The organism is Sedimenticola thiotaurini, from assembly GCF_001007875.1.
GTDB classification, from domain to species: Bacteria; Pseudomonadota; Gammaproteobacteria; order Chromatiales; family Chromatiaceae; genus Sedimenticola; species Sedimenticola thiotaurini.
The window spans coordinates 1,555,693-1,571,623 of sequence record NZ_CP011412.1; the positions used below are offsets into that span (position 1 = coordinate 1,555,693).

Annotated in this window: 16 protein-coding genes and 2 pseudogenes; 5 read left to right on the forward strand and 13 right to left on the reverse strand. The window is 56.0% G+C overall.

Annotation, left to right across the window (positions count from 1 at the left end; all coding sequences use genetic code 11):
• Positions 1 to 209: 209 nt before the first annotated feature.
• The 10 genes from AAY24_RS07020 to AAY24_RS07065 form a co-directional block, all read right to left on the reverse strand.
• A complete protein-coding gene (locus AAY24_RS07020) occupies positions 210 to 1,037 on the reverse strand; it encodes an alpha/beta fold hydrolase (RefSeq protein WP_234422260.1) in 828 nt (275 codons plus the stop codon).
• A gap of 172 nt (positions 1,038 to 1,209) precedes the next feature.
• On the reverse strand, positions 1,210 to 1,650 hold the full coding sequence (locus tag AAY24_RS07025) for a DUF3299 domain-containing protein (protein WP_234422261.1): 441 nt from the start codon (positions 1,648 to 1,650) through the stop codon (positions 1,210 to 1,212).
• 210 nt (positions 1,651 to 1,860) lie between these two features.
• Entirely contained in the window at positions 1,861 to 3,120 is a 1,260-nt protein-coding gene (locus AAY24_RS07030; protein ID WP_046859086.1) for an ABC transporter permease, read from the reverse strand.
• 3 nt (positions 3,121 to 3,123) lie between these two features.
• Entirely contained in the window at positions 3,124 to 3,753 is a 630-nt protein-coding gene (locus AAY24_RS07035; protein ID WP_335337236.1) for an ABC transporter ATP-binding protein, read from the reverse strand.
• A gap of 151 nt (positions 3,754 to 3,904) precedes the next feature.
• A complete protein-coding gene (locus tag AAY24_RS07040; RefSeq protein WP_046859088.1) occupies positions 3,905 to 4,519 on the reverse strand; it encodes a DUF2796 domain-containing protein in 615 nt (204 codons plus the stop codon).
• Positions 4,520 to 4,575: 56 nt separating this feature from the next.
• Positions 4,576 to 5,031, reverse strand: a complete 456-nt coding sequence (locus tag AAY24_RS07045; RefSeq protein WP_046859089.1) for a transcriptional repressor — start codon at positions 5,029 to 5,031, stop codon at positions 4,576 to 4,578.
• Between the two features lie 13 nt (positions 5,032 to 5,044).
• The gene (locus AAY24_RS07050) at positions 5,045 to 5,896 is read right to left on the reverse strand and encodes a metal ABC transporter permease (protein WP_046859090.1); all 852 of its coding nucleotides are present in this window, start codon (positions 5,894 to 5,896) and stop codon (positions 5,045 to 5,047) included.
• A 4-nt stretch (positions 5,897 to 5,900) separates the two neighbouring features.
• Entirely contained in the window at positions 5,901 to 6,653 is a 753-nt protein-coding gene (locus tag AAY24_RS07055) for a metal ABC transporter ATP-binding protein (protein ID WP_082117238.1), read from the reverse strand.
• A 5-nt stretch (positions 6,654 to 6,658) separates the two neighbouring features.
• Entirely contained in the window at positions 6,659 to 7,630 is a 972-nt protein-coding gene (locus AAY24_RS07060) for a metal ABC transporter solute-binding protein, Zn/Mn family (protein WP_046859092.1), read from the reverse strand.
• 129 nt (positions 7,631 to 7,759) lie between these two features.
• A complete protein-coding gene (locus tag AAY24_RS07065) occupies positions 7,760 to 8,785 on the reverse strand; it encodes a nickel/cobalt transporter (protein ID WP_052761113.1) in 1,026 nt (341 codons plus the stop codon).
• Positions 8,786 to 9,354: 569 nt separating this feature from the next.
• Here AAY24_RS07065 and AAY24_RS19610 point away from each other — a divergent pair.
• The 5 genes and pseudogenes from AAY24_RS19610 to thrS form a co-directional block, all read left to right on the forward strand.
• Positions 9,355 to 9,870: pseudogene (locus tag AAY24_RS19610) on the forward strand (CobW family GTP-binding protein); the annotation flags it as partial.
• Positions 9,871 to 10,283: 413 nt separating this feature from the next.
• A complete protein-coding gene (locus AAY24_RS19615) occupies positions 10,284 to 10,451 on the forward strand; it encodes a CobW C-terminal domain-containing protein (RefSeq protein ID WP_335337220.1) in 168 nt (55 codons plus the stop codon).
• A 158-nt stretch (positions 10,452 to 10,609) separates the two neighbouring features.
• Positions 10,610 to 10,771 carry a membrane protein insertion efficiency factor YidD gene (gene yidD, locus AAY24_RS18880; RefSeq protein ID WP_470406633.1) on the forward strand — a complete coding sequence of 54 codons (162 nt, stop codon included), beginning with the start codon at positions 10,610 to 10,612 and terminating at the stop codon, positions 10,769 to 10,771.
• 26 nt (positions 10,772 to 10,797) lie between these two features.
• Positions 10,798 to 11,358 carry a gamma carbonic anhydrase family protein gene (locus tag AAY24_RS07075; protein WP_046859093.1) on the forward strand — a complete coding sequence of 187 codons (561 nt, stop codon included), beginning with the start codon at positions 10,798 to 10,800 and terminating at the stop codon, positions 11,356 to 11,358.
• A 2-nt stretch (positions 11,359 to 11,360) separates the two neighbouring features.
• Positions 11,361 to 13,370 (forward strand): threonine--tRNA ligase, encoded by a 2,010-nt coding sequence (gene thrS, locus AAY24_RS07080; RefSeq protein WP_046859094.1) that lies wholly within the window; start codon positions 11,361 to 11,363, stop codon positions 13,368 to 13,370.
• A gap of 117 nt (positions 13,371 to 13,487) precedes the next feature.
• Here thrS and AAY24_RS07085 read toward each other — a convergent pair whose 3' ends face one another.
• From AAY24_RS07085 to AAY24_RS18885, 3 genes and pseudogenes are all read right to left on the reverse strand, one after another.
• Positions 13,488 to 14,123, reverse strand: coding sequence for a DUF1007 family protein (locus AAY24_RS07085; RefSeq protein ID WP_046859095.1), 636 nt, complete (start codon positions 14,121 to 14,123; stop codon positions 13,488 to 13,490).
• Complete coding sequence (locus AAY24_RS07090; RefSeq protein WP_052761114.1) at positions 14,120 to 14,755, reverse strand: DUF1826 domain-containing protein; 636 nt, start codon at positions 14,753 to 14,755, stop codon at positions 14,120 to 14,122. Before AAY24_RS07090 ends, AAY24_RS07085 begins: the two co-directional genes overlap by 4 nt.
• Positions 14,756 to 14,758: 3 nt before the next feature.
• Positions 14,759 to 15,415 (reverse strand): annotated as a pseudogene (locus tag AAY24_RS18885) (DUF1826 domain-containing protein).
• Positions 15,416 to 15,931: the final 516 nt, after the last annotated feature.

The window sequence follows — 15,931 nt, forward strand, 5'->3', positions numbered from 1 at the left end:
GACCCGATGGGTCAGGACTTAAAAACAAGTCTAAGCCGAAATGAATGATAGGTATAATTAATTGTATAATTTCAATTTATCGATTTTTTCGATTATGTGATTTATATCTCCTCCCCCGGATGCATATACCCTTGCAGATCAACCGGCGAATAATCACACCCATCCAGTTATCGGCCCCCGTTATTCAGGCCGACCGGAGCGCCCCGCTATCAAGGAAGGGCTGAGCGATAAAGCCGCGGCCACTCTTCCGCCCAGCAACATCGGTGGTCGAACTCCGGGACAAGGTGCAGATTGCGCCCCTCGATCCCGCGAATCGCTGCCGGGTAATGTTCGGTAAGTACCGGCGGAATTACCCGATCCCGTCCGCCGACAAAGTGGGTTTGTCTGACCCCGGTCAACCGCTGCGCCCGTTCCGCCGGGTTCAGCGAGCCGTACAACGGGGTGATGTGGTGGTGGGCGGCCCAGGCCTGTGGATCGAGATTACCCGCCACCGTCACCAGGTGGTCCACGTCGTCCCTCAGCCCGGCCAGCAGCACGGCCACCGCACCGCCACCCGAATAGCCCACCAGGATGAGACGGCTGGCGCCGAAGCGGGCCTTGAAGTGCTCCAGCGCCCGGTTCGAGGCGTCGATCACCTCCGGGGCGAAACGCGCCCCGGTCCAGTAACGCCTGGGACAGGCATCTGCTGTCGTGTCCAGGTACTGGCACGGGCGGGCCAGGTAGACGGCATTGCCGTGCGGATGGGCCAGGGCCAGTTTAAGGCCAACCGGGTTGACCGGTGTGGGATTGGAAGAAGCCGTGGATGAACTTAGCCAGGCGAGGCCGTCGCCCTCGATGTAGATGGTAAGGGTATCGGCCTCGTGGATGCGGGCGGGCAGGTAGGCGACGAGATCAAATCGACCGACCGACAACACCATCGCCTGCCAGTCTCGCCCTGCGGCCAGGGCATCTGCCGTCGCCCGTCGTTCCGTCACCGTCGGCACGCCAGCACAAGCTGTGAGCAGCATAGCCACCACCAGCAATGCTATCCCCCTCACAGCGCAAACCCTCCCAGCCTGAACGAACAACAATAAAAGATACTACCCGATAAAAACAAAACCCGGCCAGGCCGGGCTTCTCTGGCCGCCATGCTTCCGCCTATTCAGAACGGCATCTGCGCCAGCGCACCGCCTGCCGGCTGAAATTGTTATTCTGGAGAGCGTCCCATGACTACTGGTAGGGAACCACACTAGCGTTCTCCATGCGATAACCCGCCTCCCCCAACTGGCTCGACAGGCGCTCGACACGTATCGTGCCAGTCACCCACACGGTGTCGAAAAGATGACCCGGGAAGGCCGTTCCTTCACGCATAACGACGTGCACGGTCTGGTTGGCAGGCGGAGGAGGCACATGGATGCAGGCACCGTAGTAAGGTACCAGGAGAAATTGATCGATCCTCTCGGCATCCATTTCCAGCGGCACCACGAAACCGGGGAGCTTTACCCGCTGCCCCTCGAGGGCCTGGACAACGGGCGCTTTGCTCCACAGCTCCATCAATTTATCGAGAAGCTCCTGCGCCCGTGGATCCTCATCGCTAATATCATCGGCGTTGAACTCCTCCATCAGTAGCTCCGGCCGCCAGTCCTCGGGGATGAGTTCGTCCCAGTCCATCTCTTTGGCCACCAGGTCCCCACTGTCAACGGGGCTGGTTACTGTCTCGGGTACCCGGCCTGCTTCCCCTACAGCAGAGGTTCCTGGTTGTTGCGTATCAGACCCGGTCTGGGTCTGTGAATCAGCAGACCGGTCGCATCCGGTCAATACCATGGGAACCAGGAGCAATAGTGACAACAAACATCGGAAGCGCATCATTGTACCCCTACCCTATACCCGTACCGACAAGCCATCAGCCAGTGACAGGCGATAAGCGCGATAGCTGGGAATACTGCCCACCAGGAAACCGGCTGCCACCACTGCACCCAGCAAGATCAACTCGTAACTGGAGAGGCCACCGATCTGAATGAAGATTCCAAAACGGCTCTCTATGATTGGCTGGCCGACCAACAGCAGGAGGTAGAGCAACGCCATGCCCAGCACCGTTCCGATCAGCGTAAGAAAACCGGCCTCCCCCATGATCAATGCAAACACGTGACCGGGACGTGCACCCACCGAGCGCAGGATGGCCATTTCCCGTCGACGTTCATTCAGGCTGGTCAACAGGGCCGTCAACATACCGAACAGTCCGACCACCACCACGAAGGCCGAGACGATCAGCAGAGCATTTTCGGCAATACCGATAAGCTCCCACAGTTGGGTGAGCGCCACCCCGGGAAGGATTGCGGACAGCGGTTCTTCGGGATAGTCGTTGATAAACCGTTGCACCTGGAAGGTCGCGATTTTGGATTTCAATCCCACCAGTGCGCCGGTTATCGCCTTGGGGGTCAGGTTCATCCTGCGCGTCTGTTCCGCCGATATAGACAACCCGGGAACCGGCGCCCCACCCTGCCAGTCCACGTGTATGGCTTCGATCGCTTCAAGACTGACGTGTACAGTACGATCGACCGGCGTGCCGGTTCGCGCAAGAATACCAACCACCTTGAATGGTTTATCATCGTGGCGGGCAAAACTGACGTCGCTCGCGCCATGTGCCACGACAATCGAATCGCCGACCTGATAACCCAGTTTATCGGCAACCTCAGCGCCCAGAACGGCATCGTACAGATCGGAAAACTGTTTTCCCTCGGCGATAGCCAGTTGGCGATCTCGCGCATAGCGGTAGTGTTCAAAGTAGGCTGGCGTGGTACCCAGGACACGGAACCCACGGTGTGAATCTCCCAGGGAGATCGGCACGGTCCAGTTCACTTTCGGGTTCGCGGCGATATCCTGATAACTCTTCCAGGATATATTGTTCGTTGCGTCACCGATGCGAAATACCGTGTACAGCAAAAGCTGTACCGGTCCACTGCGTGCACCGACGATCAGATCGGTTCCCGATAGGGTATTAGCAAAACTCGCCCGCGCCTCGGTACGCAGTCGCTCGACACCAACCAAAAGCGCCACGCTCAACGCAATGGAAATTACCGTTAACAGGGCCGTAACACGCCGGTTCACCAGGCTCTTCCAGGCCAGTAAAAAGATCGCCATGGATCAGCCCTCCTCCAGTTTGCAGGTTGCCCTGTTGATCTCGGACAGATCGATGGTATGGTCGAACATGTGTTCCAGCGAAGCGTCGTGACTGACGAAGATCAGCGTTGCACCGACTCCACGACACTCGTCAAACAACAGGCGGATAAATGATTCACGTCGATCCGCATCGAGCGATGAGGTCGGCTCGTCGGCGATCAGCAGTTCCGGCGAGCCCATCAGGGCACGCGCTGCAGCGACCCGCTGCTGCTGACCCACACTGAGAGTGGTGACTGCGCGTCGATGCAGATCGGGATGATCCATGTCCAGGTGCTGAAGCAAGCGTCTCGCCTCTGCTTCAAGAGCACCGCTCCGGGTCAATGCCTTGGATCGGCGGTGCGACGAGAACCTGCAGGGCAATATGACATTATCCACCACCGACAGGTACGGGATCAGGTTGAACATCTGAAAGATGTAACCGATATGATCGGCCCGAAAGTGGTCTCGTTGAACACTGCCAAGCTGCCCCAACTCCTGGCCCATAACGCGCACTGACCCAACAGCTGCCGTCGTCACACCCGACAAAAGGCTCAACAGGGTACTCTTTCCACTTCCACTTGGGCCCTTGATGAAAAGACACTCACCCGATGCCACCTGAAAGCTATCAATGGACAAGACCGTTGGGGCATCCGGTCGCCAGGCAAATTCCAGGTCTGTGACATCGATGACCAATTTATGTCTCTCTCTTTAATAGACAACGCCGGCCCCAAGTAAATGCGGGACCGGCCATTTCCTGGGTTAGGTTTCAGAAGTTAACGACATGATCAGCCGGTGATAGTTCCGCAGCACCTTGCTTACTTTCAATGACGTACTGCACATTCAGCTTCTCGGTACGCGGGAAGGCTTCAAACAACTCGACGCTCAGTTGGGTCAACTTGTCCGGCTGTTCACATTCGAAGTGATAGGTGGCCTCGATATCGGCGTGGTCTCCTCCTTCGTGCTCTTCGTGCTCGTGCTCTTCGTGCTCGTGCTCTTCGTGCTCGTGCTCTTCGTGCTCGTGCTCTTCGTGCTCGTCGGCAAGCAGGGGCGATGTAACCGCCACTTTTTCCATCTGACAACCCGCTTCGGAGTTAAAGCGGAACAGTTGATTGCCGTCTTTCAGCATCGCAACTGCCTTATCCAACGCCGCATGATCGGCATCCGAGGAAGGGGCATGCTCAAAACCGACAATGTTTGCAGCCGGACTATCCAGTTCCAGGTGCACTTCCTGGCCTTCGAGGGCCAGGTTCAAGGCCGCGATGCCGTGCACATGGGCGCCATGCTGCCGGTGCTCATGGTCATGACTTTCGTCTGCGGATATTCCAGGGGCAGCCAGTGCCAGCGGAGCCAGCAGGGAAGCCGTCAAGATGATTCGATTCATATTCAGTATCTCCTTTTCAGCTCAATAGATAGAGCTTCATGTCAATGGGTAACAGGTCAATCGTGGGGCTTTTTAGCGCAGTCGGCACAGGTCCCCAGCAGCTCAACAACCGGCCGCTTGGTACGGAATCCGATGGCACTGCTGGCCGCCTTGAGGCTCTTGGTTACGTTTGGGGCTTCAACCTCGGCGACCTCCCCACAGTTGTCGCAGATCAGAAACTGACTGGAGTGAGGATGTTCAGGATGGGCACAGCTCACGTAGGCGTGCAGGCTCTCCAACTTGTGAATCAGGCCCTGTTCAAGCAGAAAATCCAGGGCCCGGTAGACCGTTGGTGGGGCTGGATTTTTCACTACACCGCGCATCCGATCCAGCAGCTCGTATGCACTTAACGGTTTATCAGACACACACAGCAGTTGCAGAACTGTTCTACGTTGGTCGGTTAATCGAACCCCCCGTTCCCGGCACAGCAACTCGGCCTGCTTCAGCACATGATTAAGGTGTTTGTTAGTCACCGGCGACTCCTTGTCATGAATCCTGCTCAGCCGCCTGGCGTGCATTACGTCGATCAAGAAACTGTGTCAGCATCGCGGACAGGACGTAGACACCACCCACAAGCAGGATAATAGTTGGGCCCGCAGGAAGATCCGGGGCGTACGAAAGCGCCAGGCCGGTAATGCTCAATACCGCACCCAAAATTGTGGCAATCAGCATCATGCGACCGAGTGAATGGACATAGTGACCAGCGACCGCTGCCGGCAGGGTCAGCAGTGCCAGCACCAGGATCAGGCCGACCACCTGGATCAACAGCACCACCGTCACCGCCACCAAAACCAATAGCAGCAGGTAAAAGAATCCAACCGGTATACCCCGTAAACGGGCGAACTCTTCGTCGAAAACCACGGCGAGGAAATGGCGATGATAGGCAGCAACAACCGTCAACAGTATCAGGTCGAGCGCAACCATGAACCACAAGCTCTCCCGTGGCACCAGCAGGATGTTGCCAAACAGATAGCTCATCAAATCAGACTGGTAACCTGGCGCCTTGGCAATGAACAGCACGCCAACCGCCATGCCAATTGCCCACAGGGCACTGATTAACGTGTCCTCCTGTGCGCGCCAGTGCAGACGTACCCAGCCGATCAGTAGCGCCGCAGCGATCGCCGCCGGCAGGGCACCATGCAGTGGTTCAAAGCCGAAGTACACGGCGGCACCCATTCCGCCCAGAACCGAGTGGGCAATGCCACCAGCAATGAAGGCGATCCGCTTGACCACCACGTAGGTACCCATCACCCCACAGCCGATGCTCGCAAGCAAGGCCGTGGCTACCGCGGTCTGAAGGAATGTGTGTTGTAAAAAAGCGGTGAAGAATTCTTCCATTAGCTTAATGGCTGTGCGCAATCATACGCACATGCTCCCCGTAGAGATCCTGGATCACCTTTCCATCGATGTTATCGGTACTGTGACAGATCAGGGTCCGATTGATGCAAGCGACTCGACTGACGTAACGCGAGATGAAGGCCACGTCATGTGATACCACCAGAATGGTCATCCTGTCGTTAAGGGACTTGAGCAGGTCAAAGATCTCGCTCTCCATCCGTTGGTCGATATTTGCAGTGGGTTCATCAAGTATCAGGATGCGCGGATCACTGACCAGCGCCCGGGCCAGCAGCACGCGCTGTAACTGGCCACCGGATAAACTGCCGATCTGCCGTTTCGCTATGTCACTGGCCTCGACTTCTTCCAGGGAACGCTGTACCGCCTCACGATCGCCACTGGAGAGCCGTCTGGGGCGTAACGCATGCCACTTACCCTCGGACTGCCTGCCGTTGCGATCGATACCCAGCCGTCCCAACTGCACCACCTGCTCTACCGATATCGGGAAATCACGCGGAAAGCTGGGATATTGGGGAACATAGCCGAGCAGCCGACTGGCCAAGTGCGGCGCCTGGCCCAATACCTTGATGCTGCCCGACTGGGGCTTGTGAAGACCAAGGATCAATTTCAGCAGCGTGCTCTTGCCTCCGGCATTGGGACCGACGATGCCGAGAAACTCCCCGTCAGCGACCTCCAGGTCAATCCCTGTCAGCGTTGGCACGCTGCCATAGGAGAAATTCACCCCGTGGATATCGATCACCCGGCTCAATGCTGCAACACCTGGGCAAATTCACGTCCGACACGACGCAGGTTATCCACGTAATCAGGGGCCAGCGGGTCAACCGCGACTACCGCACCGCTAATCTCCTGTGCAACCAGCGTCGCCGATCGCTTGTTGAACTGTGGCTGCACGTAGATCACCTTGATGTTATCCCGTTTCGCCTGGTCGATCAGGGCTGTCAAACCGCGGGAACCCGGCTCTTTTCCCTCATGCTCAATCGACACCTGTTTCAGTCCGTAGCTGTCAGCGAAATAACCCCAGGCCGGATGAAACACCATGAACTTGCGGTTAGGCAGTGGATCCAGCAGCGCATGCAACTCCTTATCCAGGGCGACCAACTCGGCCATGAAAGCATCATGGTTACGGGCAAAGTCAGCTGCGTGGGCCGGCGCAAGCTCAGAAAGCTTGTCGCGAATGTTGCCGATCATCTGCATGACCTGGGTCGGGCTGGTCCAGACGTGCGGGTCCATTTCGTGTTCGTGATCATGATCCGCCTCGTGTTCAGCGTGCTCATCATGGTCATCGTGCTGCTCATGATCTTCTTGATGAGCCTCATGATCGTGATCATGGTCGGCCTCTTCCTGGTGATCGGCATCATGCTCGGCGTCGTCATGCGAGTGGGCTTCCATCTCGCGCAGGGCCAGGCCATGGCGGGCATCGAACACCTGCATAGCCGGATTGGCGGATTGAATTCGTGCCATCCAGGCCTTCTCGAACGGCATGCCGGTGCGTACGTACAATACCGCACCCGCCAACGCGCTGATCTGCTGCGGCGTGGGATCGTAAGTATGGGGATTGAAGCCGGGGCGCACCATCGCCCGGGCATCCACGTGTTCACCACCGATTTTTTTCACAAAAGTCTGAATTGGCACCACGCTGGCAAACACGCGTAACGGCTCGGCAACGCCCAAGGCCGGTACGAGCAGCGACAACAATAGCAGCAGCAACTTATGCATTAAAATTCTCCCGGATTCATGTGTACTCGAACTGGCATGCTATACAACTGGGACACGCAGCCCAGACTTCGAAACTAAAGATGTAACAATATAACATATATTTTTACCTAAACAACTGACGTCCACCGTTTACAACCCGATAGCCGATTTCAGTGCAAACGACGCGCTTAACAACCAGAGGGCCAGAAGTATTAATAGGGCGCCGCCAAGGGCACCGATAACACCGGCCACCACCTCCCACAACGACGATCGGTGAGCGACCAGCGCACTCGCCCACTCGCGTGCCTTGGTGGTAAAAACGGCTAAAGCCACAACGGTAATCGCGGTCCCTGCGGACATGCCCATCACGGCAAAAGCACCGTGCCATGCCAGGTCCATCACGGAAGCGAGAATCAGCACCAACACCGCACCACTGCAAGGTCGCAACCCGATAGCCAAAATCACCCCGGCTGTCGCTCGGCGGCTGCCAACGGTATCGATCTCGTCGGCAGCAGGCATGTGTCGGCAACCGCAACTTCCGTCATGAACATGACCATCATGGTCGTGGTGCACATGGTCAGTTTTAGGCCGCAACCGACGTACCGTACCAATCAAAGCCCGTGCGGCACGTACCAGCAAGTAGAGTCCGACTATCGCAAGAAGACCGAAGCTGAGACGGGTCGCCCACAATGACGCCACTTCCGTGTCCCGTGGCAACCAACCGGCCAGACCGATCAGGCCGTATACCAGCAATAACGCCGTCATGCCCTGCAGCAACGAAGCAGAAGCACCCATCACAATGCCGCGATTGAGCCGGCTTGGATGGGTTAACAGGTAAGTTGTCAACACGGTCTTGCCATGCCCGGGCCCAGCGGCATGTAAAACCCCATAGAGAAAACTAAGCAGAACCAATGCCCAACCGACATCATCCTTACCACGTAGTTTTTGCAACTCCCGTGTCAATGCGCGGTGGAACTCACGCTGCTTTGACCAGACCCAGGCCGCAGCCCGGTCCCACAGGGAAACATCATGTTTTTTGCTCGCCTGGTTCACGTCCACGGCCGGTTCGGTGGCGACCCGCTCACCAGGCAGCGGAACGGCGGCATGCAGAGCGTATGGAAGAGAGATGGCCCCGATCCAGGCGAGTAAAATGAACGCGATGTACCTTATCTGCATTTAATTAATAACACCTCTAGTACCTTTTTCTGCAATCCCGGTCATCCCCGTCACCTGTATCGAACAGAGTGGAGCCCTGTCTCGCCACGCCCAGGAAATATTATCCCAAAGGGAGCATGATTTGCTTAACAGCGGCAATATCTTTAGCTAGGTGACATTTCCAAACCCTGGATGTTCGATCGGGACACAAATCGCTGGGTATCAAAACGCCAAACCGGCTGATCACCCATAGGACTGACTATTTCATCGACAAGTGCGGATTGGCACATGACATTCGGCCATTGGCGGGTTATTATTAATATGTTATATCGTTACATTTATAAATAACAGAATTAATTTAAACTAAAAGGGCAGCGTGTAGGTCAGGCATTACTTTTGGATGCATGCAATCCCCTGGCGCCGGGCCTTATTGAAAAAGAGGAAGAGCCTGTAAAGACCTTTCGACTCATCCAGCCGGCCAGAACCGGCATATTCCGGCTCACCTCCCCCTTCCTTAATGAATGCCACGATGGAGAACAGTTGATCGTGCCCCCACACCTACCGTTTACGCCATGACAGAACCACTCGGCATGCTTGTTGAAGAGGCAGCCAACCTGATCCCTGTCACCCTGTTGACAGGCTTTCTGGGCAGCGGCAAAACAACACTACTTAACCATCTGGTGAAACAACCTGAGATGGCGGACTCGCTGGTTATCATAAACGAGTTTGGCGAAATGGCGCTTGACCACGCCCTGGTAGCCCACAGTACTGAAAACCTGGTGATGGAGATGAGCAGTGGATGCGTCTGCTGCAACATCAGGGGCGACCTGGTGAAGACACTGGGTGACATCACCTGGCGTTTTTCCCGTAATGGAAACCGGTGGTTTCGACGCGTTTTGATAGAAACCACGGGGCTTGCCGATCCGGCCCCTATCATCCAGACACTTATGACCCATCCACTGGTTTCCAAGAAGTACCGGCTCGACGGGGTCATCACGACCGTCGACCTTGCTACGGGCATGGAGACCCTGAACCTGCATTTAGAGGCTATCAAGCAAGCCGCCGTGGCCGATGCACTGTTACTGACCAAGGCTGACCTGGCCACGGAAGAACAGCACACAGCGTTGCTGCACAGACTGAAGCAGGTCAACCCGGCCGCACCGTGCTGGGAGATTGAGAATGGAAATATCACAGCAGAGAATATATTGAACTTCGGGCTTTACAACATGGATAGCAAAGCACCCGACGTGCTGCGCTGGCTGAAAGAAGAGGCCTATGTAGAGCCCACCTCACATGAACACGACCCAGAACAAAGCGCATGTGACCATGGTACCCACAACCATTCAGGACACCACTCCCACGGACACCATCCCCATGATGTAAACCGGCATGACGACAATATTCGCGCTTTCTGCTTTACCTTGGATCAAGCCATCTCCGAAGCATCTCTGGCAAAGTGGCTCAACATGCTGATGCAATTTATTGGCAGTCCATTTTGCGCGTCAAGGGAATCCTCAACGTGGAGGATAATGAACGGCCGGTCGTGGTACATGGCGTCCAGCATATTTTTCACCCGCCGGTCACCTTGCCTGCCTGGCCAAGTGAGGATCAACGTTCACGCCTGGTATTTATAACAGACGGCGTAGACAGGGATGTGATTGAAAATACCTTTCGCGAATTTCGCTGAATGATGGAGGGCCTGCAGTGACAAACAGGAAATACCCAGATCCCTACAACGGGGACGGCTGTTACATGCCGGGAATAGCCTAAGGAACCCTAATGAAACAGTGGCCTGCCAATCTGTTAGTGCTGATCATGCGCGGTTATCAACTGTTCATCAGCCCGATGCTCGGGCCACGATGCCGCTTTCATCCCACCTGCTCCCAGTACGCCATTGATGCCTTGCGCATGCATGGTGCGCTTAAGGGGAGTTGGCTCGCGCTGCGGCGTGTTTGTCGCTGCCACCCATTCCATCCAGGGGGATATGACCCAGTATCACCAGATTAACCCATGGAATCGAGACCATCCTGCCTATGATCAGAAAAAATCCCCGCGGTGACTTGCCGCAGATACACCCCGGTGCCTTCGTTGACCCCACCGCCATCCTGTGCGGTCGTGTTATTGTGAAGGAGAACGTATTCATCGGGCCTTACGCGGTTATCCGCGCCGATGAAATGGATGCCAACAACCACATTGACCCCATCGTGATCGGCGCACATTCCAACATCCAGGACGGGGTGGTGATCCACTCCAAGTCCGGCGCCCAGGTCAGCATAGGACAGCGAACATCCATCGCACACCGGGCTATCGTCCACGGCCCCTGCACCATAGGCAATAATGTCTTCATCGGTTTTAACAGCGTGCTGTTCGATTGTGTCATCGAGGACGGTTGCGCGGTACGTTTCAACGCTGTTATCGATGGCTGCCATTTTCCTGCCGGGTTCCATGTTCCATCAACCATGCGCATCGGGCGTACAACCGACCTGGCGACTCTGCCCAAGGTATCTGTTGACGCCAGCGATTTTTCCGAAGACGTGGCCCGAACCAATAACGAGTTGGTGTTGGGTTACAAAAAAATCCAGAACGAGTTTTGATCATGACCACTATTTGCGACCAACACACCATTACACTGACCTTGCCTGACGGCAGCCAGCGTCATTTCGATCAACCTGTCTCGGTGGCGACACTCGCGGCTGATATCGGAGCGGGACTTGCCAGGCAGGCTGTCGCCGGCAAGGTGGACGACCGCCTGGTCGACACCAGCGACCTGATCGACCATGATGCAACGGTACAGATCATCACGCCAAAAGACGGCGCGGGGCTGGATATCATCCGCCACTCCTGTGCCCACCTGATCGGCCACGCCGTCAAGCAGCTCTTTCCCAGCGCAAAAATGGTGATAGGGCCGGTCATCGAGGATGGTTTCTATTACGACATCGCCTACGAGCGCCCATTCACCCCAGAGGACCTGGAGGCTATCGAGCAGCGCATGCGGGAACTGATCGCCAGTGACTACGATGTGATCAAGCAAGTCCTGCCACGCGACGAGGTGATCCGTATCTTCGAGGATCGTGATGAGGAGTATAAACTGCGCCTGGTGGACGACATGCCGGATGAGCAGCAGATGGGCATGTATTTCCACCAGGAGTATGTGGACATGTGTCGCGGGCCACATGTACCCAACACCCGTTTCCTGAAGCACTTCAAGTTGACCAAGCTCTCTGGTGCCTACTGGCGGGGAGACTCCAGCAAAGAGCAGCTTCAACGCATCTACGGCACCGCATGGGCAGATAAAAAACAGCTCAAAGCATACCTGCAGCGGATCAAAGAAGCTGAAAAGCGCGACCATCGCAAACTGGGCCGGGAGCTGGACCTGTTCCATTTCCATGAAGACGCACCCGGCGCGGTCTTCTGGCACCCGCAGGGATGGACGCTGTTCCAGGAGCTGATCGCCTACATGCGTCGTCGTCAACTGGATGCAGGCTACGTGGAGGTAAACTCACCCGATCTTATGGATCGCCAGCTGTGGGAGATCTCCGGCCACTGGCAGAACTATCGCGACCACATGTTCACCAGCGATACCGAGGATGGTCGCTCGCTCGCACTCAAGCCCATGAGCTGCCCAGGCAGTGTGTTGCTCTACCGCCATGGACTGAAAAGCTATCGAGACCTCCCTATCAGGATGGCTGAGTTCGGCAAGGTTCATCGCTACGAACCCTCCGGCACACTGCATGGCCTGCTACGTGTGCGCCACTTCACCCAAGATGATGCGCACATCTATTGCACCCCGGAACAGATGGATTCTGAATGTTGTGAGATCGTCTCCCTGGTACTGGATATCTACCGACAGTTCGGCTTCGAGGAGGTAAGCATCAAGCTATCAACCCGCCCCGATAACCGCATGGGAGATGATGCAACCTGGGATCTGCTTGAAGGGGCACTGATCCGGTCACTTGATGAATTAGGCCTTGAGTACCAGCTCAACCCAGGGGAAGGTGCTTTCTATGGCCCAAAGCTCGAATTCGTCCTGCGTGATGCCATCGGCCGTGACTGGCAGTGCGGTACCCTGCAGGTGGATATGAACCTGCCAGAACGGTTCGGCATCGACTACATCGATGAAGATGGTGAACGCAAACGCCCGGTCATGCTGCATCGGGCGCTGTTCGGCTCCCTGGAACGCTTCACCGGAATCCTGATCGAGCATCACATGGGAAAACTTCCCGCCTGGCTTACACCCGTGCAAGCCGTAGTGCTCTCCATCACCGAAGATCATGCCGCTTACACAAAAGATGTTGCACAACTACTGCGCGGCGCAGGGCTGCGTGCCGAGTTTGACGTACGCAACGAAAAAATCGGCTACAAGATCCGGGAGCAAACTCTACGTCGTGTGCCGTTTTTGCTGGTTGCCGGAGGAAGAGAGCGTGATACCGGCTGTATCGCCATCCGTAATCGCGATGGCGAAGACCTGGGGGTACTCCCCTTGGAAGAGGCCCTCACCCTTTTGACACGGGAGGTTCGCGCACCGGATTATGCAACACGGGAGACCGGGTTGCAGCAACTGCGTTCCCGCCTTAATGTCAACGCGCCGGAGTCTCACGCCAAATGATCGGTACATTGATGCAATAAGGGAAGCCACCAGCGCCTATGCCCGTGACATGCGGGTAAAGGCGCTGTATGGCAGATGACGCTCAATTCGACGCGATAAAAATGGTCGTATACCAGCTCAGTCGCATCGAATGGTCACTGTTTCAGAAAACTGGATTCCGAGATTGTCCCCACCACTCTCATCAATTCCAAGCGAGGCAGCGTAGGCGATCAGGGCTGCGTCCGGTTTTGGCGGTTCAAGATGGTAGCGGCACCCGGGCGGCGCATCTTTGAGCACGATGGCGCGACTATCCTCGGCATGCAACATTTCAAAATAGTAAGTCGGCTCAGCGACCTGATAGACAACATCACCTTTCCCAGGGTCCAGCGGATTGATTATCGGCAAACGAAATTCGATCTCTATCCGATGATCCCGAACACCAATTCGTGCTTGCTCGGCGGACCCCATGGCAACTACTTCATCTTTCTGCCTGATCCACAGAAAGTAGTGGTGCTGCGCAATGTTACCCATGATCTTCTCCAATATCGGTTGCAGATTCTTGCCAGTGTCAGCAGCATCATTCACCAACAACACCGAGTAGTAATCATCGAATAACCAACGCTGTTTCACGCCACTGATCTGCCCGTCTGGAGTGAACTGCCACTCGGCAAAAACGTCGATCCAGTTATGGGGGTGAGCCTGGGTCGCGTCAGTGAAAAGCAGCGACACCATGAGTACAGTCGCACAGGAAAATCTTGTAAACAACCAGTTCATAAGTACCAAAGTGGATCCAGCGTTACAAGCGTTCGCAATCCCGCCCCTGGGACCGGTTCCGGCGATCGATGTACCGCACCAAGTTCACCGTTATTCTGCCATAGCGCGCCTTTAAGTAACACGATCTCGCCTGTGGCCGCCTGAACGGCAGACCCATCCCCCGTTTGATTGTTATGCAGATCACAACGATCCACACTCTGGTTATCCAGCCATTCCGTTCCGGGCCCCTGGTAAGTACAGACAAGGCGGATACTGGTGCGATCGACGTGCCATCCTGGACACATTGCGTGCCCGACCCGCGCCAGCCGAAGACCCACTTCCGGACACCCCAACAGCTCGCACACTATTTCACCTAGCCAGGACAAATCCTCCAGAAGAGCGGCCCGCCCAGGCGCTTCCTGCAGACGATCAAGTTTTGGCTGCTTAGTGGTTGATAAGGTCTCAAGTATTTGCAGGTTTTCCAGCTGGTTCAGCGCCGATAGATAGGCTTCGATACCGGGGTCTATTTCCCGCCGCCAGGCGCATACCTGTACTCCGGCGTCAAATATCTCGACCAGGTCGGCGAGTTGCGGAACGCGCCGCCAAGTCGGGAAATCACTGATCATTTCAGGAATTCTGTTAGGATCGGCCATGGCTCAGCAATCGAGACAAAACAGGACCCGTGTCTCACCGGAACCCGAAATCGGCGGTGAACGATGCACCAGGCCGTTGTCCGCATTGCCGGGGTAAGCGTGACCCTTAAGAATGCCTGCCTAGAACGGTTCAAACCTGGAAGGCTCGCCGAAACGAATTATCTCATCATTGGGCGCGCCACGGCTCTGCGCAAAACGATCCACCTGTTCATTGGCCAACCACTCTGTCCCCCGCCCCCGGTAAGTACACAACAGTCGCAGATGGGTATAGTCAACATGAAAACGACGACAGTCATCCTCATCGGTAGTCACCAGGCGCATAGTTACATCGCGATCATTGCTGACGCCAAAATAGTGGTGTGCAAGCTGGCGTAAATCGATGCGCCAGTTATTGAAAGCCATTGGATCAAGACCCTGTTGCTGTAACAGCCTGTCAAGGTCGTGATCGAACGAATCCAGCGACGTAGAGCAACGCACATCCGGCAGATCTGACGCTTTGAGGGATGATAACTCCCGGACTATCACCGATTGTGCAGGACGTTGCCACAGACAGAGATTGACACCCGGCTCAAGGATACGGCGCAGCACGCCGGGGTGATTGCCGGCAAGGTGAGGTGAAATGCAGGCAGTCGATACAGGATTTGTTGCGCTTTGTTGCATGATAAGCGGCCACTCACGAACTCGAAATAATACGTTATATCATTGCATTATGTAACGCAAATCGGACTTTCAAGTACAACAGGCATATTGTTGGCACAACAAGGCAGCGCAGCATCAAATAACTACCATGATGCATTGGACCGGCGGTTTCATGGGCAGGCACCGGATGGGGTCCAGACGGCTGATATCACCTATACCCGGACGCTCAATCGCTGGGCTTGCCTGGCGGTAGTAGAGGATCTGTTTGCGCGTCAAACTGCGGAATGGATTCGTCGCTGCGCGACTCTCCCCTTCGGGGCGCCTGCGGCGTCCTGCGCCAGCGACTTGCGCTGGCTGGTCGAACCGAAGGGTTCTCATCAAATCCTCGATCCCCTGATAAAACAAAAGGCCCCGCAAGCGGGATCATCGTATCGAACCGGGATCGCTCGGGATGGATTCGTCGCTGCGCGACTCTCCCCTTCGGGGCGCCTACGGCGTCCTGCGCCAGCGACTTGCGCTGGCTGGTCGAACCGAAGG